Genomic DNA, 20,969 nt, shown 5'->3' with positions numbered 1-20,969 from the left:
CGTTCCTCCATCACCGAACACTCTCTCCACGGCATCAACACCTCCGGCCAAAAGCCAAAAGTGTTACCCATGTGTCCGGTACAAACGTCACCTATGTCTCAGGCCGCGCAAAATCAATAGCTTAGCTTTCTGCCGGTCTTGCTGAATTTGCGGATCTCAATGGCGAATAGGTAACAACTTTAGGCGAGCTGCCGAGATGGCTCACGGCAGAGCGGCGCTAGTCGTAGGTGTATCTCGTCAGGTTGAGGGCGATGATATACTCTTGGCGCATCATTTTTACGATTAGGGGATAAGGAATTGAGACGTGAGGCGTGCCATCTGCGTAGGACGCGACTTGATAGGAGGAGAAGTGAATATCAAGGCTGTTCTCGCTGAAAGCGAATGATCCGAAGTCGGACCACTTCTCAGTTCCCCCGTTTACCCACTCCTCCTCAAGACCGACCGTTTCGCCGGGCTCTGGCTCCTTGTTTCCCCCCGGATTGTAATTTACCAGCCGCTTACGGATTTCCTTCTGTAAAATTGGAAACGCCAGGTCTGGCGTAACGAAAATGCTTTCGAGCGATTCGATTCTGATAAGTGGTTCGAGCAGAAACGCCAAAGTTCTATGGCCGTGCGTAGCGTGCGCTGCCCCGGCACCATACCAATTAATGCGATATAGAAGGGTCAGGACCTTGTGGCAAAACACGGGGTCACCGCAGCGGGCATCGAAAGTGTTCGTCCGAGACCATTTATCCTGGGCATAATTGTAAGAAGCTGAGTCCTGCTCGAATTTAGTTCGGCGATTGGAAAATAAGTGTTCGAGCAATACACCTTTAACATGCTGGCCGATTTGTATGATGTTTGGAATTGTCGTGGAGGAGAATTCTAATATTTGAAGTTCAACGGAATAACCGGGCATTCCCTCCCACTCTTCCTTTATCAAAGTGGGGTGCCAGGTGATTTCCTGATCCAACTGCACGCGCTCCCGCTCACCACCCAATCGCTCGATCTGGTGCGCTATCGCGTCGGATAACGCCTCTTTGAAGCCAGATTGGATGGCGAACAAAGCTTGAATACCCTTCAGTTGGTCAGGAATAGGACTTTCGTCAAGAATTACAGGTATAATAAAAATGTCATCAATCAACTTCTCTTGGTATTTGTCCAAGGAAATTCTTAGCCACCGTTGGATATAACCTCTGCGGTCGCGAGAATTTTTCGACCAAAGAATTACTATATAATGCCTGATCTATCCAGGGCGCGTTTAATTTCAAAATCCAAATTTTGCCCACCCTTGATTTTCTTGAAGTCGATCCAGCTGTCAAAACCGTTTTGCTTAAGCAGTCGTACAACTCACCGGCGGCCTCGCGATCCGGCTTGGCATAGCTAATGAAAACTTGAAAAGTGCTGTCCAATAGCCAGTCCTCTCTTGCGAATCGTCGAAATTATAGGGGTGTGACCCACCGGAATCTAGGCGGCGAACCCGAGCGCCGGCGACCAAAAATGCGACCAGCGCAGGCTTCAAAAAGTTCTTTGGACGGACTCAATGGTTGGCGGGAGCATATTGTCGAATGCTTGCCAGGCGGCGAAACGGTTGACCGCCGATGGGCATGCGGCAACGGACGTTTCACCTATCTAGCACGCTGCAAGCCCCTAAAGCTCAGATCGACTTGCGCAAACGGCTCTTTTGCACGATCCTCCGTCAACATTCGAGGGAGGGGATTATGAGTGTTGAAGAAAAACTCCGTGTTCTGGCCGACCGTATTAAAACGCATTCCAGCGCAATGCTTACCGAGGAGGCCTTAAAGACGGCAATAGTACTGCCGTTTTTGGCAGCTTTAGATTACGACGTTTTCAATCCTGATGAGGTCATCCCCGAGTTCTGCGCCGACGCAGTTGGAAAGAAAGGGGAGAAAGTAGACTACGCCATCAAAATCGACGGGGAGATCAGGATTCTTGTCGAATGCAAACCGATCACCACGGTACTCGATCGAGTGCATCTCGCGCAGCTGTACCGATACTTTTCCGTCACCAACGCCAAATTTGCTATCCTGACAAATGGCCGCGCCTTTCACTTCCACACCGACTTGGTTGCACCGAACAAGCTCGATGATCGCCCGTTCCTCACATTCGACCTGTCAGACCTACAAGGTCAATTGACATCAGAACTGAAGAAATTCGCGAAAGCTGATTTCAACGTAGATGGAATCCTCCAGTCCGCTCATCGATTGAAATACACTTCTGCAATCAAGAAAGAGATTGGGAGTGTGATGGAGAATCCGCCTGAGGATTTTGTTCGGATGGTGACAGTTGGACTTTACCAGGGTCGATTCACGGGCCAAGTTAAGGAGCAATTCACACCTATGGTCAAAGCAGCTTTTCGCGAGATTGTTCGGGAATCCGTCCAGTCGCGTCTATCCACTGCGTTGGCTGAAACTGAGGTTTCGGAGATTGGCACGGACGGAATTGGCGCCGAAGAAGAAGTCGTCACCACTGAGGACGAACGCGAGGGGTTTATGGTCGTCCGCGCAATCGTTCGCGACCTTCTGAAACCGGCAAGGGTAATCATGCGCGACCAGAAGAGCTATTGCGGTATCCTTGTCGACAACAACAATCGCAAGCCATTGGCCCGACTATGGTTCAACAGGACCGTAAAATATCTCGGGCTTTTCGATGGCGAGAAGGAAGACAAAGTCAAGATCGACTCGTTGGACGAAATCTACGATCACGCCGATCGCTTGCGAGCGACCGCGAAGGAATACCTTGCTGGAGCTATCGCCGCACCATCGATAGTTTCCTGACCCTCTGCATTCTCTGTGCTGCTTAGCAAGAGTCCGGCACACTATGTTCAGTGCCGTCCGGCAAGCGCATATGGTGGGACTGCAGGAGATCGACGACATGTGGAACATGCCGTCAACGCGAGGTTTCTCTCTGGGCCTGCGGCGTTGCCGGCGCGGAGTCTTCCGCTAGCCGCCCACCCCATCGTCCATCATCGTGCCGGTGAGTGCCTCATAGGCTCTGCTGCACAGCTGTGAATTCGGACAATCCTTCACGATAAGCACTGGCACCACGGTGAGAACCGCTGCGGCAAGGATTTGCAGGCAAAGACCGACCGCGCATACCTTCCTGCCGAACACACCGGCCAGGAAGAAGTAGAGACCCTGGGCCATGCAGGCTGCCGTCAGAATGCCCAGAAGCGTGCTGGTCGCTCTTGCGAAGGGCGTTATGTAGCCGTCGGGAAAACCCGACATGCCGAGATCCATCGACCATTGCAGCGCCAGTATGACGCTCAGCGCTGACCAGACGAGGGCCGTCGTGCGAGTGAACAGCGTCTGGTTTGGTTTGTTGCTCGGATCGGCCATCGGGATCACGTCGGGATTGCCTGCCGTGGCATGCGCAAGCCCTCGGTCAGATCAGCGAGACGTTGCCGCCGGGATGGCGTTCGAGCCGTCCGGCGAGGTCGAGCTCCAGCAGCACCATGAACACTTGAGCGGGATGCAGGCCGGTGTGACGGATGATCTCGTCGACTGCTACCGGCGTCGGGCCGAGCGCCTCGACGACGCGGTCGCGGTCGTCCTCGCGCGGCGGCGGTGTTGCTGAAAAGTCGGGCGGCTCTTCAAGCGGCGATGTCCTTGGCGACCAGCCGCCGACCAGCGGCGCTGTCGCACTGGTGATATCGGCGGCCTCGGTGACAAGGATGGCGCCGTCCTTGAGCAGGCCATTGGTGCCGGCGGCGCGCGGATCGAGCGGCGAACCGGGAACGGCGAAAACCAGCCGGCCCATCTCGCCGGCAAGCCGGGCGCTGATCAGTGAGCCGGAGCGCTGTGCGGCCTCGACCACCACCAATCCCAATGCAGCACCGGCGACGAGCCGGTTGCGGCGCGGAAAATCCTGTGCGCGTGGCTGCCAGCCAAACGGCATTTCGGAAATGATGGCGCCGCCGCGCTCGGCGATCTCGTCGCACAGGCCGGCATTTTCGGGCGGGTAGGGCAAATCGAGGCCGCCGGCGAGCACGCCGATTGTGCCAGTCGCAAGGCTGCCCTGGTGCGCGGCCGTATCGATGCCGCGCGCCAGGCCGGAGACGATGCCATAGCCGTCGCGGCCGAGATCCGCCGCCAGCATTCGCGCCATCTTGATGCCGGCCAGCGATGCGTTGCGGGCGCCGACGATGGCGACCGCTGGCAAGCGGAACACCGCGCTATTGCCCCTGACCGCGAGCAGCGGCGGCGGATGATCCATGCTTTTCATCAGCGGCGGATAATCCGCTTCGCCGATGCCGACGAAGCGGGCGCCAGCCCGCCGGGCGGTCTCCAACTCCGCCTCGGTCTCGGCAATGGACGGGATGCGGACGATTTTTTTGGCGCCACCCGAAATCATCAGCTCGGGCAGCATCGATAGCGCTGCTTCGGCCGAACCGAACCGGTTGATCAGGTCGCGAAAGGAAGCCGGGCCGACATTCGGCGTGCGGATCAGACGAAGCCAGCTCAGCCGCTGCCGGTCGCTGAGGCGCGGCCCGGCGGCGGGCTCGCTCACTCCTTGGCCCCGATCTTACCCTCGGTGCCGGCAAGCAGCCGCGCAATGTTGGCGCGGTGCTTTACGATGACGATTAGGCTCATCGCCGCGAAAAGCCCGGCAATCTGCGGCGTGCTCAGGAAATATAGCGCCATGGGCACCACGACTGCTGCCGTCAGTGCCGCAAGCGAGGAGAAGCGGAACAGGAAGGCCACCGCCAGCCAGACGACGGCGAAGATCAGCGCCGCCTGCCAGGCAAGGCCGATCAGCACGCCAAGGTAAGTGGCGACACCCTTGCCCCCCTTGAAGCCGAGCCAGACCGGAAAGAGATGACCTAAAAACGCGCCGAAGCCGGCCCAAAGTCCGAGCTCGGGCGCAAAGCCGCCTGCGATCACCACCGCCGCGGTGCCTTTAAGGGCGTCGAGCAGAAGCGTGGCCGCGGCCAAGCTCTTGTTGCCGGTGCGCAGCACATTGGTGGCGCCGATGTTGCCGGAGCCGATGTTGCGCACGTCGCCAAGGCCGGCGGCACGGGTGATCAGCAGGCCAAACGGGATCGAGCCGAGAAGATAGCCGAACACCAATGCCAAGACGGGACTGTAAGCCATTGTTCCCCCGAACTTTCCTTGGCTGAGCGGATTTTAAGCCGTGACGCCTGTTTTCGTCCTAGGCCGAAAACACTGTGCGGCCCGCCACCATTGTTTGCAAGACCTTGCCTTGCAGTCGCGCGCCTTCGAAACAGGTGTTTTTCGAGCGTGAGCGGATGCCGCTCTCGCTGACGACCCATGGCTCGTCCAGATCGACGAGCGCAAGGTCGGCCGATACCCCCGGTTTCAGCGTGCCGCCGGGCAGGCCGAACAATCTTGCCGGCGCGGTCGACAGTGTCTCGACCAGCCGGAGCAGCGTCACGTCGCCATTGTGATAGAGCCGCAGCGCTGCGCCTAGCAGCGTTTCCAGGCCGATGGCGCCGGCCGCGGCATCGGCAAAGGGAAGGCGCTTGGTGTCGACGTCCTGCGGGTCGTGCGAGGAGACGATGAGATCGATGGTGCCGTCCTTGATCGCTTCGATCATCGCCAGCCGGTCTTCCTCGGCGCGCAGCGGCGGCGTCAGCCGGAAGAAGGTGCGGTACTCGCCGACATCATTCTCGTTGAGCGACAGATTGTGGATCGACACGCCTGATGTGACATTGGCGCCATCGGCTTTCGCGCGTGCTACCGCGCTTGCCGCCATAGCCGTCGAAATCTTGGCAGCGTGATAGGCGCCGCCGGTCAGGCGAGCCAACGCGAGATCGCGCTCCAAGGGGATCGATTCGGCTTCGCGCGGAATGCCGGCAAGGCCAAGCCAGCTTGCGTAAAGGCCTTCGTTCATCACGCCGGCCGAAGCGAGGTCGGCGTCTTGGGTTTCATGCGCGATGACGCCACCGAAATCGCGCGCATAGGTCAGCGCGCGGCGCATCACCAGCGCGCTGGCAATAGAATGCCGGCCATCGGTGAAGGCGACCGCGCCGGCCTCGCGCAGCAGGCCGAATTCGGTCATCTCGCGGCCTTCCAGCCCCTTGGTGATCGCTGCTGCCGGCAAGATGTTGACGATTGCGGTGTCCTTGGCGGTGCGCAGCACGAACTCGACCAGTGCGACATTGTCGATCACCGGGTCGGTATCGGGCATCATGACGATTGAGGTGACGCCGCCGGCCGCCGCAGCGATGCTCGCCGAAGCAATGGTCTCCCGGTGTTCGCCGCCGGGTTCGCCGATGAAGACGCGCGCGTCGATCAATCCGGGGATGATAGTCTTGCCGGCGCAGTCGATGATGGTGGCGCCGTCGGGCGCGCCCTGGTTCAAGGCCGCCTTGCCGGCGGCAACGATTTTGCGGCCTTCAACGATGACGGTGCCGACCTCATCGATGCCGCGCGACGGGTCGACGATGTGGGCCCGGCGGAAGACCGTAATGCTCATTAGGCGCGGCCCTCGTGATTTCGACGGGGGTCGAGCAGCGCTTCCATAACCGCCATGCGCACGGCGACGCCCATCTCAACCTGTTCCTGGATAACGCTTTGCGGGCCGTCGGCGATCTCGGAGGCGATCTCGACGCCGCGGTTCATCGGGCCGGGATGCATGACCAGCGCACCGTCCTTGGCCGCCTTCAGCTTCTCCGCGTCGAGGCCGAAATAGCGGAAATATTCGCGCACCGACGGTACGAAAGCGCCTTCCATGCGTTCGCGCTGCAGGCGCAGCATCATTACCACGTCGGCGTCCTTCAGACCCTCGGCCATGGAACGTGTGACGATGACGCCCATCTTCTCGATGCCGGCGGGCAAAAGCGTCGAAGGGGCGACGACCCTGACCTGGGCACCAAGCGCGTTGAGCAGGATGATGTTGGAGCGGGCCACGCGCGAATGCAGGATGTCGCCGCAGATCGCCACGATCAGCTTCGACAACGGACCCTTGACGCGGCGGATGGTCAGTGCGTCGAGCAGCGCCTGGGTAGGGTGCTCATGGGCGCCGTCGCCGGCATTGACCACCGAACAGCCAACTTTTTGGGCAAGAAGTGCTGCCGCGCCGGCCGATTGATGGCGGATGATCAATATGTCGGGACGCATGGCATTCAGCGTCATCGCCGTATCGATCAGCGTCTCGCCCTTTTTCACCGACGAACTCGCTACGGACATGTTCATGACGTCGGCGCCGAGCCGTTTGCCGGCCAGCTCGAATGACGATTGCGTACGGGTCGAGGCTTCGTAGAAGAGATTGATCTGGGTGCGGCCGCGCAGCGTCGATGTCTTCTTGTCCGACTGCCGCGAGATGGCAACGGCCCTGTCCGCCCGGTCGAGCAGAAGCTCGATGTCGGCAGGGGAAAGATCGCGGATGCCCAGAAGATGGCGGTGGGGATAAAGCGGCAGGGACGATGCGTCGGTCATCTCAAGTCGCTGCTATAGGGGGGAGGCTCCGCGGCTGCAAGCACCGGCTTGGGATTGGATTGGTTCTCCCCGGTATTTTCGTCGCGCGCCGCCGGCCATAGGCTATAAACCGCGATGACTTTGGATTCGCAGACTTCAGGTGATAAGGACGAAGCGTGACCGACGACGTGACCAACCAGCCGCCGCCGCTGGCCGGCGGCAACGCCTGGCGGGGCGATCCGTTGCTGATCCAGCTAGCCGAGCGCTTTTCCGATCCGGTGCGCAAGGACCTCGACGGGCTTGGCCGTTTCGTTCTGACCCATGAGGCGCAGGAACTGGCCCGTCTTGCCAATGTCGAGACGCCGAAGCTCAGGACCCACGACCGCCAGGGTCGGCGCATCGACCAGGTCGAGTTTCACCCCGCCTATCACGCACTGATGCGCCGCTCGGTCGCCAACGGGCTGCATTCGTCGGTCTGGGAGAATGGCGATGCCGAGATAGGCCGCCGCCATCAGGTGCGCGCCGCGCGCTTTTACCTCACGGCTGAGCTCGAGACCGGGCATCTCTGCCCGATCACCATGACCAGCGCTTCGCTGGCGGCGCTGATGGCCAGCCCGAAGCTGTTTCGCGAATGGGCGCCCCGGGTGACGACGCGCAAATACGATCAAAGCCAAAAGCCGCCGGTCGAAAAAGCCGGGCTGACACTCGGCATGGGCATGACCGAGAAGCAAGGCGGCACCGATGTCCGCGCCAACGTCACCAGGGCGGAGCGCGCGGGCAGCGGGTTTTATCGCCTGACCGGCCACAAATGGTTCATGTCGGCGCCGATGTCGGATGCCTTCCTGGTGCTCGGACAGGCGCCGGAGGGACTGTCGTGCTTTCTTGTTCCCCGCCTGCTCGGCGACGGATCCGGCAACGGCTTCCGCTTTCAGCGGCTGAAGGACAAGCTCGGCAACCGCTCCAATGCCTCGTCGGAGGTGGAATTCGTCAACGCTATCGGCGAGATGGTCGGCGAGCCGGGCGCGGGCGTGAAGACGATCATGGACATGGTGACCCTGACGCGGCTCGACTGTGCCGTCGCCTCATCGGCGATCATGCGGGCCGGACTGGCCGAGGCCGTCCACCACACGCGTCACCGCAAGGTGTTTGGAACCAATCTGGTCGAGCAGCCGCTGATGCAGCGGGTGCTGGCCGATATGGCGCTCGACGTTGCCGCCGCTACCGCGCTGTCGTTCCGGCTGGCGCGCTCCTTCGACGAGGCGGCCGGCGACCGCGGCGAGGCGGCCTTCGCGCGCGCCATGACGCCGGTCGTCAAATACTGGGTCTGCAAGATTGCGCCGCCGCTGCTCTATGAAGCGATGGAGTGCCTCGGCGGCAATGGCTATGTCGAGGAGGGGCCGCTCGCCCGCTACTATCGCGAAGCTCCGGTCAACGCGATATGGGAGGGATCCGGCAACGTCATGGCGCTCGACGTGCTACGTGTGCTGGGGCGTGCACCCGGCCTGTTCGATGACGTGCTGGCCGGCATCGACCGCGATCTCGGCGCCGGCGGACGCGGCACCGTCGGCGTGCTCAAGGCGGCAATGCAGGTCGCTGCAACCGACGAGGGCTCGGCGCGGCTCTTGACCGAGCAATTGGCATTGTCGGCGGCGGCGGCAGAGCTTCGCAGGCTCGGGGCAGGGCGGATCGCCGACGCCTTCGTCGAAACGCGCCTCGCCGGCCAGTGGCGCAATACCTATGGCATGATCGATTCCCGCCATGATGCGCGCATGATCATCGATACGCTCTACCCGCCGATCAACTAAGGGCCGTCGCCCAATTCGCAGCCGCTCTCGCGAGCCTGTGGATGGCCGTTAACCTTAACGAATGGTTTCCATTGCGGCGGCCGGTGGCAAAGCCCAGGGTTATGGTTAAGGCAAGGATTGTTCAGCTTGAGCGGCTTTGCCCTGCGAAGCAGGAGAGTCATGCGGCATATTCTGAGCTCTTTTCTGGCATTGCATTGGGCGGCCGTTTTCGCCCTGCTGGCGTTCATTTGCATCGACGGGAATCGAGGCGTGGCGACGGCCCTTGGCGTACTGGGCGTTCCCGTCCAGAACACTCGATTTGCCGATCTCGAAAACGCCGTCGTCGTGGCGCCGCTCGCCGTGGCACTGCTTGTCGTCGCGGTGCTGTTCTGCTGGGCCTTTGTTGAAGCACTGACCAGCGACACGGCCAACCCGGATCCCGCCGACAGCGTCATGCGAATCGCCTTCATTTCCGCCTTAGGCGTGCTGTCGCTGATCGTCATCGGCGGCGCCGCGCAAGGCATCAATGGGCTGTTCATGATTGTCGCGGTGCAATTGGCGGCACTTCTGGCGTCCTATGTCGCGGTGCTCGCGGAGCGGCGGTCGACCGTTGCCGCGGCAGTTCCAGGGACCGGCGAAATCCGAGCGGCCGCGCATGTCATGGCCAAGGCAGCGGCGCATAATTCCTCGCTTGCCCGCATTTCCGGCCGGCTGGATTCGAGGGATGACCGCTGATGCGCACCTTGTTCGCGCTGTGGGCGGCTCCGCTCCTCTTGTTTTGGGGCTGGTTCTTTCTGTCGCTCAACGACATCAATTTCGGCTATGTCATGCTGAGCCGCCAATTACACGATCTCGTCTTCCAGCTCTATGGACAGATGCTCGGCGTTGATCCGGCGCTTATTCCGGGCATGGTGGCGAAAGCTTGCGTATTCGACGGGGTGCTGCTGGTGGCGTTCTGGGCATTTCGCCGCCGCAAGACGATTGGTGGCTGGATCACGGCGATGCGCAACCGCTATTTCGACCAGGCATCGACGCCGAGCGCCTGAAGCCGGTCGAGAACGCCCTGGAGGATGAAAGCGGCCGCCGCTGAATCGATCTTGCCGGCGCGTTTCTTGCGGGAAAAATCCATCTCGATCAGTGTTCGCTCGGCCGCCACCGTCGACAGCCTTTCGTCCCAAAAGACGAACGGCAGATCGGTCAATCCAGCCATGTTGCGGACGAAAGCGCGGGATTTTTGGGCGCGCGGGCCTTCCGAGCCGTCCATGTTGATGGGGAGGCCGATTGCCACGGCGCCGGCATTCTCCTTCTGCAACAGGGCGAGCAGCACTGCGGCATCGAGCGAGAATTTCTTGCGCATGATGACGGGGCGCGGGTGCGCGAACGACAAGCCGCGGTCCGAAACCGCCACGCCGATCGTTTTGTCGCCAAGGTCGAGACCGGCCAGGGTCTTGCCGCCGCCCAGCCGGGCCGGCAACTCCTCGATGGTGATGATGCCCAACGGCTTTTCCTTTGACCGCGACGCCGCACGTCCTATACGCGCAAAGCGTGCGCGGCACTTTAATTTCGCCGTCGGCGTTCTATCCTCTACCGAAGCAAAAATCGAGGAAAGCATTGATGAAACTGACCTGGTACGGACATTCGGCATTCAGAATCGAAATCGAAGGCGCGAAAATCCTCATCGACCCCTATCTGGTCGGCAATCCGTCATGGGCGGGCGGCTGGGAAGGGCCGGCCGAAGGGATCACGCACGTGTTGCTCACCCATGGCCACAGTGACCACATCAGCGGCGCCGTCGAAGTGCTCAAGAAGAGCGGCGCGATGCTGGTCGCCAATTTCGAGATTTGCATGTACCTGGTCGGCAAGGGTGTCGGTGACAAGCAGATCAATCCCGGCAATATCGGCGGCACCGTCGATTGCGGCGGCTTCACCACCACCTTCGTTCAGGCTCTGCATTCATCGTCCTTTCCGGGCGAGGGTGGCCAGAATACCTATCTCGGCAATCCGGGCGGGCTCGTCCTGCACTTTCCCGAGGACAAGACGCTTTATCATATGGGCGACACCGACATTTTTTCCGACATGGCGCTGATCAACGAGTTGCACGAACCGAAGATCGGCATCGTGCCGATCGGCGACCGCTTCACCATGGGTGGCGCGGTAGCAGCCCTTGCCTGCCAGCGTTTCTTCAAGTTCGAGACGGTCGTTCCCGCTCACTTCGGCACATTTCCGATGATCGATCAGACCGCCGACAAATTCGTGGCCGGGCTGGATGGATCGGGTGTGAAAGTTGCGTTGCCGAAGATCGGCGAGACGATTACGCTGTAAAGAAAGCCGGTCCGGAACGATACGATGCGCTTGAGAAATTCTCTTTGCATTTCAATGCTGGTTGCCGCGTCGCCGACGCTGGCCGCGGAAAATTTCATCGAGGGCGTCTATCTGCAATCGGAGGACCTCTGCGCGCAGGCCAAAAAGGATACGCTGCAGACGGTGATCGAGGGCGGCAATATCGTGCTGTCGGCAAATGGCCTGGAAAGCATCGAATATAATTGTGAATTCCTGCAGATCACCAAAGCGACACGCTCACCGAGCTGGGCGGTGACCGCTATATGCCAGGAGCCGGGCTACGTCTTTCCCGATGTTCTCTCACTGACACAGATGAGCCCGACGCAGATCGACCTGGTATCGGTTCGGCCTGCCGCCGACGAAGGCGAGCAGAGCGGCAACGGCGGCAGTTATTTCCTCTGCGACGGCGTGGCGATGCCATAGGGCGGTTGAAGGCACGATGCATGTTGCGCGGCACGCGCCGCGCCGCTATAGCGCTGGTTTTCCCGAGGCACAAACATGTCCGTTGATATAAAAACCGTGAAGCGCGTCGCGCATCTTGCCCGTATTGCGGTGAGCGAGGAGGATGCAGAGCGCATGACCGGCGAATTGAACGCCATTTTGGGCTTTGTCGAGCAGTTGAACGAGGTCGATGTTTCCGCCGTCGAGCCGATGACCTCGGTCACGCCGATGGCGATGAAAAAGCGCCAGGACGTCGTCACCGACGGCGGCAAGGCAGCCGACATCGTCGCCAATGCACCGGCGACCGAAGAAAATTTCTTCCTTGTGCCGAAGGTCGTGGAGTAGCAGGCCGATGGCAATCGACATCGCGGCTGAGACGCCGCTGCAGGACGATGTGCGTGGGCTGATCGAGGAGCTCAACGCCACATTGCTGGAGCTGACGCCGCCAGAGCATTGCTACCACTTGACGGTCGAGCAGATGGCGGACCGCAACACGACCGTCTTCATCGCCCGCGACAACGGCCTTGCCATCGGGTGCGGCGCACTGAAGCGCCACGATGCTGTCGTAGGCGAGGTCAAGCGCATGTATACGCGACCGTCGCATCGCGGCCACAAGATCGGCGCGAAGATTGTCGAGCGTATCGAGGCGCTGGCGCGCCAAGAAGGGCTTAAGCGTCTGGTGCTGGAGACGGGCGACCGTCATCCCGCCGCCTGGACCGTCTACGAACGCGCCGGTTTTTCGCGCTGCGGCCCGGTACTGGATTATCCCGATTCCGAGTGGTCGGTGTTTTACGAAAAGAGCCTTGCCTGATGAGCGACCTTACCCAGCTGACGATTTCGCAGGCCCGCGCCAAATTGCGCTCCAGGGAGATCACAGCCACCGAAATCACCGAGGCTTATCTATCGGCGGTCGAGCGAGCCAATCCGGCGCTCAATGCCTACGTCGTGGTCACCGACGACAAGGCGCGCGACATGGCCAAGACCTCCGACGCGAAACTGGCCAAGGGCGAGGGCGGGTCGCTCGAGGGTATCCCGCTCGGCATCAAGGATTTGTTCGGCACCGAAGGCGTCCACACCCAGGCCTGCAGCCATGTGCTGGACGGCTTCAAACCGCGCTACGAATCGACGGTCACCGCCAATCTGTGGGCGGATGGTGCCGTCATGCTCGGCAAGCTCAACATGGACGAGTTCGCCATGGGCTCGTCCAACGAGACCTCGCATTACGGGCCGGTCATCAATCCGTGGCGGCGTTCGCGCTTCGACACGGTGGTAATGCCGACGACACATCAGGGCGAGGGCGGTTTCGTTTCGGCCGGTGGCACCAAGACCGCGCGCACGTTGGACAATGCCCAACTGGTGCCGGGCGGTTCGTCCGGGGGCTCGGCGTCAGCCGTCTCGGCCTTCCTGTGCGCCGGCGCTACCGCGACCGACACCGGCGGCTCGATCCGCCAGCCCGCCGCCTTCACCGGCACGGTCGGCATCAAGCCGACCTACGGCCGCTGCTCGCGCTGGGGGATCGTAGCTTTCGCCTCGTCGCTCGACCAGGCCGGGCCGATCGCGCGCGACGTCCGCGATGCCGCGATCCTGTTGAAGTCGATGGCTTCGGTCGACCCGAAGGACACGACCTCCGTCGACCTGCCGGTGCCGGATTACGAGGCGGCGATCGGCCGCCCGATCAAAGGCATGAAGGTCGGCATCCCAAAGGAATATCGTGTCGATGACATGCCCGCGGAGATCGAGGCGCTGTGGCAGAAAGGCATTGCCTGGCTGCGGGATGCCGGCGCCGAGATCGTCGATATCTCGCTGCCGCACACAAAATACGCGCTGCCGGCCTATTACATCGTGGCGCCGGCCGAAGCCTCGTCCAACCTCGCCCGTTACGACGGCGTCCGCTATGGCTTGCGCGTGCCCGGCAAGGACATTGTCGACATGTATGAAAAGACCCGCGCCGCCGGCTTCGGGCGGGAGGTCAAGCGCCGCATCATGATCGGCACCTATGTGCTTTCCGCCGGCTACTACGATGCCTACTATCTGCAGGCGCAGAAGGTTCGAACCCTGATCAAGCGTGACTTCGAAAATGTGTTTGCAGCAGGCGTCGACGTCATCCTGACGCCGGCAACACCTTCCGCTGCCTTCGGCATCGCCGACGAGGACATGGCCGCCGACCCGGTCAAGATGTATCTCAATGACATTTTTACGGTGACGGTGAACATGGCCGGCTTGCCCGGTATAGCGGTTCCAGCCGGGCTCGACGCCAAGGGGCTGCCGCTCGGCCTGCAGCTGATCGGCCGGCCTTTCGACGAGGAAACGCTGTTCCAGACTGCCCACGTCATCGAAAAGGCGGCCGGCACATTTCAGCCGGAAAAATGGTGGTAGGATCGTTTCTCATCTGAGGGGGTGAGGGATGTTCTTCTATGTCTCCAAGATTCTCTGGCTCTTCGTCCAGCCGCTTAATCTCGCGATCATCCTGCTGCTGGCTGGATTGCTTGCGGCATTGGTCGGGCGCAAGAGGCTGTTTGCCACCGGCAGCGTGCTGGCATTCCTTGTCCTTGCACTCTCGGCGTGGACCTCGCTCGGCGCAGTGATGCTTAATCCGCTCGAGGAGCGTTTCCCCAAGCCACCGCTGCCGGAACGAGTTGACGGAATCGTTGTGCTCGGCGGCGGTATGGAGAGCGCCATCAACTTCGTCCGCGGTGGCTATGAACTCAACGCCAGTGGCGACCGATTGGTCGAGGCAGCCGTGCTGGCACGGCGTTTTCCGACAGCGAGGGTCGTCATTTCAGGTGGCCCCATTGCAATGGTCCGCGAAGACGAGGGCGATGCGGCGACAGCTCCACGCCTGTTCACTGCGCTCGGCGTGACGGCCGATCGGCTGGTCCTTGAGGGCAAATCACGCAACACCTACGAGAATGCGGTCTTCACCAAGCAACTGATCACGCCAAAACCGGGCGAGACCTGGCTGCTGGTGACCTCGGCCTTCCACATGCCACGCGCCAAGGCGCTGTTCGACAAAGCCGGTTTTGCGACGGTTCCGTGGCCGGTCGACTACCGCACCTCCGGCAGGGAAGGCATCGGCCTGTTCCGCACGGATGCCAACGAAGCACTGCAGACCACAACCATCGCGACCCGTGAATGGATCGGGCTGATTGCCTACTGGCTGTCGGGCCGGATAGACCGGCCTTTTCCGGCGCCGGATGTTGGGCCGGGCGGCTGACCGAGCACCGCCTGCCGCGCCGCCGAGAAAAACTGGCGGCGCACCAGCACCGCCAGGAGCAGCAGCGTCGACAGGACGAACACCGCGGGATCGACGAACCAGCCAAGATAGCCAATCGAGAAGAACACGCCGCGCAGGCCCGAATTGAAATGCTTTCCGGCCAACATGTTCATGCGCGCGGCACGCCACACCGCCGTTTCGGTGACCGGATTGCGCGACGCCTCGCCATGCGGAATCGGCACGGCGCCGATCAGGATCGAGCAATAGTTGAACAGCCGGTAAGCCCAGCCGAATTTGAAGAAGGAAAAGGCCAGGATCAGCACCAGCCCGAGCACCTTCGTCTGGAAGGCTGCGCGTGAGGACGTGGCGCCAAACGGCAGGTCGCTCAGCACGGTCAGAACCTGATCGGAGGCGCCGAGCAGGGCAAAACAGCCGCCGATCGCAATCAGCGAACTGGAGGCAAAGAAGGCGGTCCCCTGTTGCAGCCCGCTCATGATGGCGGTGTCGACGATGCGGATCTCGCGTTCGGCCATGGTCCGCATCCAGGCCTCGCGCTGCGTGTTCATAGCCCTCGTCAGCGACATGCGGCTGACCAGCATTCCATCGGCGGCGAGCGTATGCAGCACCCACGCGGCAAGGAAGAACCCCAGCGCCGCAAGGTCGGCCGTCGATAGGTGAAAGGAATCGCTCATGCGTTGCTTTTACCACAGGCGGCAGTAATGCTTCGATGGCCGAAGTTGGAATGTCGCTGCCGGAGCAAACAAGGTCGGCAGGCGCAGCGCCGCAATCTTCAAAACAGCGGAAAACATCATGGGAATTCCTATATGTAGACCTCAACAGGGTCCCAGGAGAAAACGCCCACGTGTTCCTTTCGGTTTTCGACTTGTTCAAGATCGGCATCGGCCCATCGAGTTCGCACACGATGGGGCCGATGACGGCCGCGCGGCGGTTTCTCGACGAGATTGCGGGAGACGACTGGCCGCGCCCGGCCGGCGCCAAGGTCGACCGGATCGCTGCCAGCCTGCATGGCTCGCTCGCCTACACCGGCATCGGCCATGGCTCCGACCGAGCCGTGGTGCTCGGCCTCGCGGGCCAGACGCCGCAGACGGTGGATCCCGACCTAGCAGACGGCATCGTCGCTGGCATCGCCGCCGAGAAACGGATTTCGCCGCCCGGCCATCCGTCCTACCGTTTCGACCCGGCAACGGATCTTGTGCTGGATCGCAAGACGCCGCTGCCGGGTCACGCCAACGGCATGGCCTTCTCTGCCCATGATGCCGGCGACCGGTTGCTGCTGAGGCGCGTCTATTATTCGATCGGCGGCGGCTTCGTAGTGTCCGAGGAAGAACTGCAGCGGATGAAAGCAAGGGGCTCGGCGACAACCGAAGGCAAGAAGGTTCCGTATCCGTTCAAGAACGCCGTCGAAATGCTGTCCATGGCAGCGAAAAGCGGGCTTTCCATTGCCGAGATGAAGCGCGTCAACGAGGAGACACAGATGTCGCGCGGGGAGCTCGACGCCGGCCTCGACGGCATCTGGAGCGCCATGAAGGGCTGCATCGAGCGCGGCCTGTCGCAAGACGGCATCATGCCAGGCGGACTCAAGGTGCGCCGCCGTGCCCGGATGCTGCACGACAAGCTGCAGGAGCAATGGCAGCAGAACCGGCCTAACCCGCTGCTCGCCAACGACTGGCTGTCGATCTATGCGATGGCGGTCAATGAGGAGAACGCTGCCGGCGGCCGTGTCGTCACCGCGCCAACCAATGGGGCGGCCGGCACTCTGCCCGCAGTGCTGCGCTACTGGTTGCATTTCCATCCCGAAGCCGACCAGCCCAGCATTCGCGATTTCCTGCTGACGGCGGCGGCCGTCGGCGGCATCATCAAAACCAATGCTTCGATCTCGGGGGCGGAAGTCGGCTGCCAAGGCGAGGTCGGTTCGGCTTCGGCAATGGCTGCGGCGGGATTGTGCGCCGTCATGGGCGGCACGCCCGAGCAGGTCGAGAATGCTGCCGAGATCGCGCTGGAACATCATCTCGGCATGACCTGCGATCCGGTCGGCGGCCTGGTGCAGGTGCCGTGTATCGAGCGCAACGCGCTTGGTGCCGTCAAGGCGGTGACCGCCGCTTCGCTGGCCATCAAGGGCGACGGCGTTCATTTCGTGCCGCTCGATGCCGCGATCGAGACGATGCGCCAGACCGGCCTCGACATGAACGAAAAGTACAAAGAAACCAGCCTTGGCGGATTGGCCGTCAATGTCGTGGAGTGCTGAGCGCCAATCTGGCGGCATGGACCACCACTGTGGAGAAGTCGATCAGGCCGTTGACGCGTTCGCGTGCTGGACTAAACCTTAAACGATGTCTCTCAATCTCATAAAGCTTTGCGTCGGCTGTGACAGCGTCGAGGATCTGGAAGAGTGGATTGCCTTCCGTCTCGACGAGCGGCGCCGCGCCGGCGAACCGGCCGAGCACTACCACACCACCCGCATGGTGCCGACGCGTGGCGCCGAGATTACCGACGGCGGCTCGCTCTACTGGGTGATCAAGGGCAATGTCCAATGCCGCCAGCTGATCACCGAAATCCGGCCCTTCACCGATGACGAGGGCATCGGCCGTTGCCATCTGATCCTCGATCCCGAGGTCGTGCGCACTGACTGGCAACCGCGCCGTGCATTCCAGGGGTGGCGCTACCTGAAGCCGGCGGACGCGCCGGCCGATCTCGGCAAGGGCAAAGCCGGGCTGATCGAGATGCCGCCGAAGCTCAGGCGTGAGCTTGCCGATCTCGGCCTGCTCTGACGCCGAGAAGCGCAACGCCAAGACCACCAGCCGAAGCGCTGTCCGCAGGTGCCATCATCACAGGTCCTCCAGGTCGCCTCATCTGGGCTTGCAAGCCGGGGGACAACGCCACATCTTGAATGTCATGAGCGACAAGAAGCAGCCCGTGCCTGCAAGGGCCAATCCTGCGCCGGTCGAGTCTCAATCGAGCACCGGCGAGATCGACGCGTTTCTCCGTCAGGCAAGGACGCTCGCTGCATCCGCCACCGGTTCAGGCAGGCTGATCCTGTCCCTCGACGCGACAATGAGCCGCCAGCCGACCTGGGATCTCGCCTGTGCGCTGCAGGCCGAGATGTTCGACGCCGTCGGCAAGGCCGGGGCGCTCAAGGTTCAACTTGTCTATTTTCGCGGCCTTGGCGAGTGCCGCTCATCCGCATTCGTCACCGATACCGCAGCTCTGAAACAGCTGATGACGCGCATCAACTGCCGCAGCGGCCGTACCCAGATCGGCAAGGTGCTCGCCCACGCGCTGAAACAGACGGCGGCGGCCAAGGTCAACGCGCTGGTCTATATCGGCGACGCGATGGAAGAAAACATAGATGATCTGGCCGAAAAGGCCGGCAGCCTCGGTCTGCACGGCGTTCCTGTCTTCGTCTTTCAGGAGGGCCATGATGCCGCTGCGGAAAAGGCGTTCAAGGAAATTGCGCGGCTGTCGAAAGGGGCCTGGTTCAGGTTCGATCGGCGGGCTGCCGCGACGTTGGCCGGCCTGCTTTCGTCCGTCGCCGTGTTTGCCACCGGCGGGCTGAAGGCACTGGAGGCCCGGGGCAGGCCGGAAGACCGACTGATGATCGAGCATATGCGGGGCGGCGGAAACTGATGGGCGCGATTATCGCTTTCGTAGCATTGCTTCTGGTGTTTCTCGGCATGCTCACCATCTTCCTGCGCGCCGATCCGGCGAAGCTTGCAGGCGGCATGAGGACGCTTGGACCTGTGCTGCTCGGGCTGGTCGGCGTCGCCGTGCTGCTGGTCGGGCGCGAGGGCATCGGGGGCTTGATCCTGTCGGCTGCGCTCGCCTGGTACGGCTCCATGCGCATGAATCGGCCGGCAGCCAAACTGGCGGCGGGCAAGCGTTCGACAGTTCGTACGGCGGCGCTTGAGATGGAACTCGATCACGATACCGGCGGCCTCGAAGGCCTTGTGCTGGCCGGGCGCCATGAAGGCAAGATGCTTGGCTCGATGGGGCTTGCCGAATTGCAGCAACTCTATCGCGAACTCTCCGGCGATCCGGAGAGCCGCCAATTGCTAGAGACGTATCTTGACGGCCGATTTCCCATCTGGCGCAAAGACGCTGATGCGAATGGTGGCGAAGGGCTGGGTGTTGCGCCAGGTTCTGGCGCCATGACTAAGGAGGAGGCCTACAAGATCCTTGGTCTTGAAGCGGGGGCTGCCGCGGCGGATGTCCGCAAGGCGCACCGCCGCCTGATGCAGCGCCTGCACCCCGATATCAGTGGCACGTCTTTCCTGGCGGCGCGGATCAATGAAGCCAAGGACGTCTTGCTCTCCAATCACAACTAGTCTCCTTCGACGCAAGAACTTCGGGACAGATATCGTTTCGCGCGCCGCTTACTGCTGGACGGCGTAGCACTCGATCTTCTTCTTTTTCAAAGCGTTGCAGGCTTTCCAGGCAGCCGTCTTCGAACCGAAACCACCGAACCGGGCGCGGTAGTAGGTGACACCGTCCTTGTCGAAGGCGACGGTGAAACCGGAGGCATCGGTCAGAACGGAGGGCGCCTGCTTCGTCGCTTTGTCGAGGAAAGCCTTCGCTTCGGCCTGTTTTGGCGAAGAGGCGACCTGTATTGCCCAGCCGGATGGCACCGACGCCGTGCTGACCGGATCGACCTCTGCCGCCGGTTCGGCATAGGCTGCGGCGACCCGGGCTGTCGCCACGTCGTCCACCGTCGACACAGCCGTCGTCTTGACCCTCTTGGCCTGAACGACCGGAGCGGTCTCTTCAACGACGGGCGCATTTTCCTCGACAAGAGAGGCAACGGCATCGTCGTCCGGCTTACTGTCCGGTGTCGGCGCGTCATGCTTCGGTAGAAGCACCTTGGCCAAGGCTGAAATCGGATTGCCGCCGCCGGCCTTGGCAATCAGCACGCCGCCGCCGCGCGACGACGCCTGCGGCATGTAGGCATTGATCAACCCGGCCATCTGGCTGTCGCGGCTGCCTCCGGACCTGCCGCCCATGACCACCGCTACGATGCGCCGATCGCCATCCGAGACCGAGGAGACCAGATTGTAACCGGAGGCGCGGGTGTAACCGGTCTTGATGCCGTCGACGCCCTTGATGCGTCCGAGCAGACGATTGTGGCCGTTGATGCGCTGCCGCCCGTAAAGAAAGGAGCGCTGCGAGAAATAGCCGTAATATTGCGGGAAATGCTCTCTCAGGGCGATGCCGAGCATCGCCATGTCGCGCGCGGTCGTGAACTGGCCGGGATCAGGCAAGCCGTTGGCGTTGCGGAAAACGGTTCCCCTCATGCCCAGCGCCCGCGCCTTGGCGGTCATCATGCGGGCGAAATTGGCTTCGTTGCCGCCGAGCGTCTCGCCAAGCGCCGTTGCGGAATCGTTTGCCGATTTGGTCACCATCGACAGGATCGCGGTCTCGACCGTGACCGAGCCGCCCCGCTTGACGCCGAGCTTCGTCGGCGGTTCGGCAGCGGCATTGGCCGAGAACACGACCGGGGAATTCTTGCTGATCCTGCCCTTCGCCAACGCCTCGAACGTCAGATAGAGCGTCATCATCTTGGTAAGCGAAGCCGGATAGCGCCGGCCATCGGCATCCGACGAATAAAGCACCTTGCCGGTCTTGGCATCGATGACGATGGCCGCCGACTTGGCCGCCATGGATGAAGCCGCGTCCGCGACGACGAAGCTCATCGCCATGGCGAGGATCATGATCGTTTTGAAGGGGGACACGGATTTGGAAACGAAGCCCGACAACGCCTTACGCACTGATAGTTCCTTTGAATTTCCGTTGCCTTGG

The 20,969-nt window shown here is 61.7% G+C and carries 23 protein-coding genes; 14 read left to right on the top strand and 9 right to left on the bottom strand.

Going from position 1 to position 20,969, the window contains the following annotated elements; all coding sequences use genetic code 11:
* Positions 1-217: 217 nt before the first annotated feature.
* Entirely contained in the window at positions 218-1,144 is a 927-nt protein-coding gene (locus NKH59_RS25070; protein WP_352981126.1) for an RsiV family protein, read from the bottom strand.
* A 556-nt stretch (positions 1,145-1,700) separates the two neighbouring features.
* On the opposite strand from NKH59_RS25070, the gene NKH59_RS25065 reads away from it, so the two are divergent.
* Positions 1,701-2,777 carry a type I restriction enzyme HsdR N-terminal domain-containing protein gene (locus NKH59_RS25065; protein ID WP_352502365.1) on the top strand — a complete coding sequence of 359 codons (1,077 nt, stop codon included), beginning with the start codon at positions 1,701-1,703 and terminating at the stop codon, positions 2,775-2,777.
* A 165-nt stretch (positions 2,778-2,942) separates the two neighbouring features.
* Here the strand turns inward: NKH59_RS25065 and NKH59_RS25060 are convergent, their stop codons facing one another.
* Genes NKH59_RS25060 through NKH59_RS25040 form a run of 5 tightly spaced genes read right to left on the bottom strand, consistent with a single transcriptional unit; the run spans position 2,943 to position 7,400 of the window.
* Positions 2,943-3,338, bottom strand: coding sequence for a hypothetical protein (locus NKH59_RS25060; RefSeq protein WP_352981128.1), 396 nt, complete (start codon positions 3,336-3,338; stop codon positions 2,943-2,945).
* A gap of 46 nt (positions 3,339-3,384) precedes the next feature.
* Positions 3,385-4,509 carry a DNA-processing protein DprA gene (gene dprA, locus NKH59_RS25055; protein WP_353023406.1) on the bottom strand — a complete coding sequence of 375 codons (1,125 nt, stop codon included), beginning with the start codon at positions 4,507-4,509 and terminating at the stop codon, positions 3,385-3,387.
* Positions 4,506-5,093: a glycerol-3-phosphate 1-O-acyltransferase PlsY gene (plsY, locus tag NKH59_RS25050; RefSeq protein WP_352981130.1), complete on the bottom strand. Its 588-nt coding sequence runs from the start codon at positions 5,091-5,093 to the stop codon at positions 4,506-4,508. The genes dprA and plsY overlap by 4 nt, the downstream gene beginning before the upstream one ends.
* 58 nt (positions 5,094-5,151) lie before the next feature.
* On the bottom strand, positions 5,152-6,438 hold the full coding sequence (locus NKH59_RS25045; protein WP_352981131.1) for a dihydroorotase: 1,287 nt from the start codon (positions 6,436-6,438) through the stop codon (positions 5,152-5,154).
* A complete protein-coding gene (locus NKH59_RS25040) occupies positions 6,438-7,400 on the bottom strand; it encodes an aspartate carbamoyltransferase catalytic subunit (RefSeq protein WP_352448791.1) in 963 nt (320 codons plus the stop codon). Before NKH59_RS25040 ends, NKH59_RS25045 begins: the two co-directional genes overlap by 1 nt.
* Positions 7,401-7,555: 155 nt before the next feature.
* On the opposite strand from NKH59_RS25040, the gene NKH59_RS25035 reads away from it, so the two are divergent.
* The 3 genes from NKH59_RS25035 to NKH59_RS25025 all read left to right on the top strand — a co-directional run bounded on the left by NKH59_RS25035 (position 7,556) and on the right by NKH59_RS25025 (position 10,209).
* Positions 7,556-9,184, top strand: coding sequence for a DNA alkylation response protein (locus NKH59_RS25035; RefSeq protein ID WP_352971264.1), 1,629 nt, complete (start codon positions 7,556-7,558; stop codon positions 9,182-9,184).
* A 159-nt stretch (positions 9,185-9,343) separates the two neighbouring features.
* On the top strand, positions 9,344-9,898 hold the full coding sequence (locus NKH59_RS25030; protein WP_352981132.1) for a hypothetical protein: 555 nt from the start codon (positions 9,344-9,346) through the stop codon (positions 9,896-9,898).
* The gene (locus NKH59_RS25025) at positions 9,898-10,209 is read left to right on the top strand and encodes a DUF6105 family protein (protein ID WP_352471672.1); all 312 of its coding nucleotides are present in this window, start codon (positions 9,898-9,900) and stop codon (positions 10,207-10,209) included. The genes NKH59_RS25030 and NKH59_RS25025 overlap by 1 nt, the downstream gene beginning before the upstream one ends.
* On the opposite strand, the gene ruvX is transcribed toward NKH59_RS25025, so the two are convergent.
* Positions 10,176-10,661 (bottom strand): Holliday junction resolvase RuvX, encoded by a 486-nt coding sequence (gene ruvX / locus NKH59_RS25020; protein WP_352833069.1) that lies wholly within the window; start codon positions 10,659-10,661, stop codon positions 10,176-10,178. The genes NKH59_RS25025 and ruvX overlap by 34 nt on opposite strands.
* Positions 10,662-10,777: 116 nt before the next feature.
* Between ruvX and NKH59_RS25015 the strand changes: the two genes are divergently transcribed.
* The 6 genes from NKH59_RS25015 to NKH59_RS24990 all read left to right on the top strand — a co-directional run bounded on the left by NKH59_RS25015 (position 10,778) and on the right by NKH59_RS24990 (position 15,158).
* Entirely contained in the window at positions 10,778-11,485 is a 708-nt protein-coding gene (locus NKH59_RS25015) for a metal-dependent hydrolase (RefSeq protein WP_352471670.1), read from the top strand.
* A gap of 24 nt (positions 11,486-11,509) precedes the next feature.
* Entirely contained in the window at positions 11,510-11,926 is a 417-nt protein-coding gene (locus NKH59_RS25010; protein ID WP_352996744.1) for a hypothetical protein, read from the top strand.
* A 75-nt stretch (positions 11,927-12,001) separates the two neighbouring features.
* The gene (gatC, locus tag NKH59_RS25005; RefSeq protein WP_352981134.1) at positions 12,002-12,289 is read left to right on the top strand and encodes an Asp-tRNA(Asn)/Glu-tRNA(Gln) amidotransferase subunit GatC; all 288 of its coding nucleotides are present in this window, start codon (positions 12,002-12,004) and stop codon (positions 12,287-12,289) included.
* Between the two features lie 7 nt (positions 12,290-12,296).
* A complete protein-coding gene (locus NKH59_RS25000) occupies positions 12,297-12,755 on the top strand; it encodes a GNAT family N-acetyltransferase (RefSeq protein ID WP_352502374.1) in 459 nt (152 codons plus the stop codon).
* Entirely contained in the window at positions 12,755-14,320 is a 1,566-nt protein-coding gene (locus NKH59_RS24995) for an amidase (protein WP_353023404.1), read from the top strand. The genes NKH59_RS25000 and NKH59_RS24995 overlap by 1 nt, the downstream gene beginning before the upstream one ends.
* Before the next feature lie 28 nt (positions 14,321-14,348).
* A complete protein-coding gene (locus NKH59_RS24990; protein ID WP_352613755.1) occupies positions 14,349-15,158 on the top strand; it encodes a YdcF family protein in 810 nt (269 codons plus the stop codon).
* Here the strand turns inward: NKH59_RS24990 and NKH59_RS24985 are convergent.
* A complete protein-coding gene (locus NKH59_RS24985) occupies positions 15,095-15,850 on the bottom strand; it encodes a DUF599 domain-containing protein (protein ID WP_352816522.1) in 756 nt (251 codons plus the stop codon). The two genes, NKH59_RS24990 and NKH59_RS24985, sit on opposite strands and share 64 nt — an antisense overlap.
* A gap of 170 nt (positions 15,851-16,020) precedes the next feature.
* Between NKH59_RS24985 and NKH59_RS24980 the strand changes: the two genes are divergently transcribed.
* The 4 genes from NKH59_RS24980 (at position 16,021) to NKH59_RS24965 (ending at position 19,501) form a co-directional block, all read left to right on the top strand.
* Positions 16,021-17,424, top strand: a complete 1,404-nt coding sequence (locus NKH59_RS24980) for an L-serine ammonia-lyase (protein ID WP_352502378.1) — start codon at positions 16,021-16,023, stop codon at positions 17,422-17,424.
* 85 nt (positions 17,425-17,509) lie between these two features.
* Positions 17,510-17,947, top strand: coding sequence for a DUF1489 family protein (locus NKH59_RS24975; RefSeq protein ID WP_352466463.1), 438 nt, complete (start codon positions 17,510-17,512; stop codon positions 17,945-17,947).
* A 124-nt stretch (positions 17,948-18,071) separates the two neighbouring features.
* Entirely contained in the window at positions 18,072-18,803 is a 732-nt protein-coding gene (locus NKH59_RS24970; RefSeq protein ID WP_352613752.1) for a vWA domain-containing protein, read from the top strand.
* Entirely contained in the window at positions 18,803-19,501 is a 699-nt protein-coding gene (locus tag NKH59_RS24965) for a DnaJ domain-containing protein (RefSeq protein ID WP_353023402.1), read from the top strand. The genes NKH59_RS24970 and NKH59_RS24965 overlap by 1 nt, the downstream gene beginning before the upstream one ends.
* Positions 19,502-19,549: 48 nt before the next feature.
* Here NKH59_RS24965 and NKH59_RS24960 read toward each other — a convergent pair whose 3' ends face one another.
* Entirely contained in the window at positions 19,550-20,938 is a 1,389-nt protein-coding gene (locus tag NKH59_RS24960) for an SPOR domain-containing protein (protein WP_352540574.1), read from the bottom strand.
* Positions 20,939-20,969: the final 31 nt, after the last annotated feature.

Source organism: Mesorhizobium sp. M0998 (assembly GCF_040318885.1).
Lineage (GTDB): Bacteria > Pseudomonadota > Alphaproteobacteria > Rhizobiales > Rhizobiaceae > Mesorhizobium.
The sequence above is the reverse complement of the archived record's forward strand: the minus strand, read 5'-3'. Positions and strand labels throughout refer to the sequence as shown.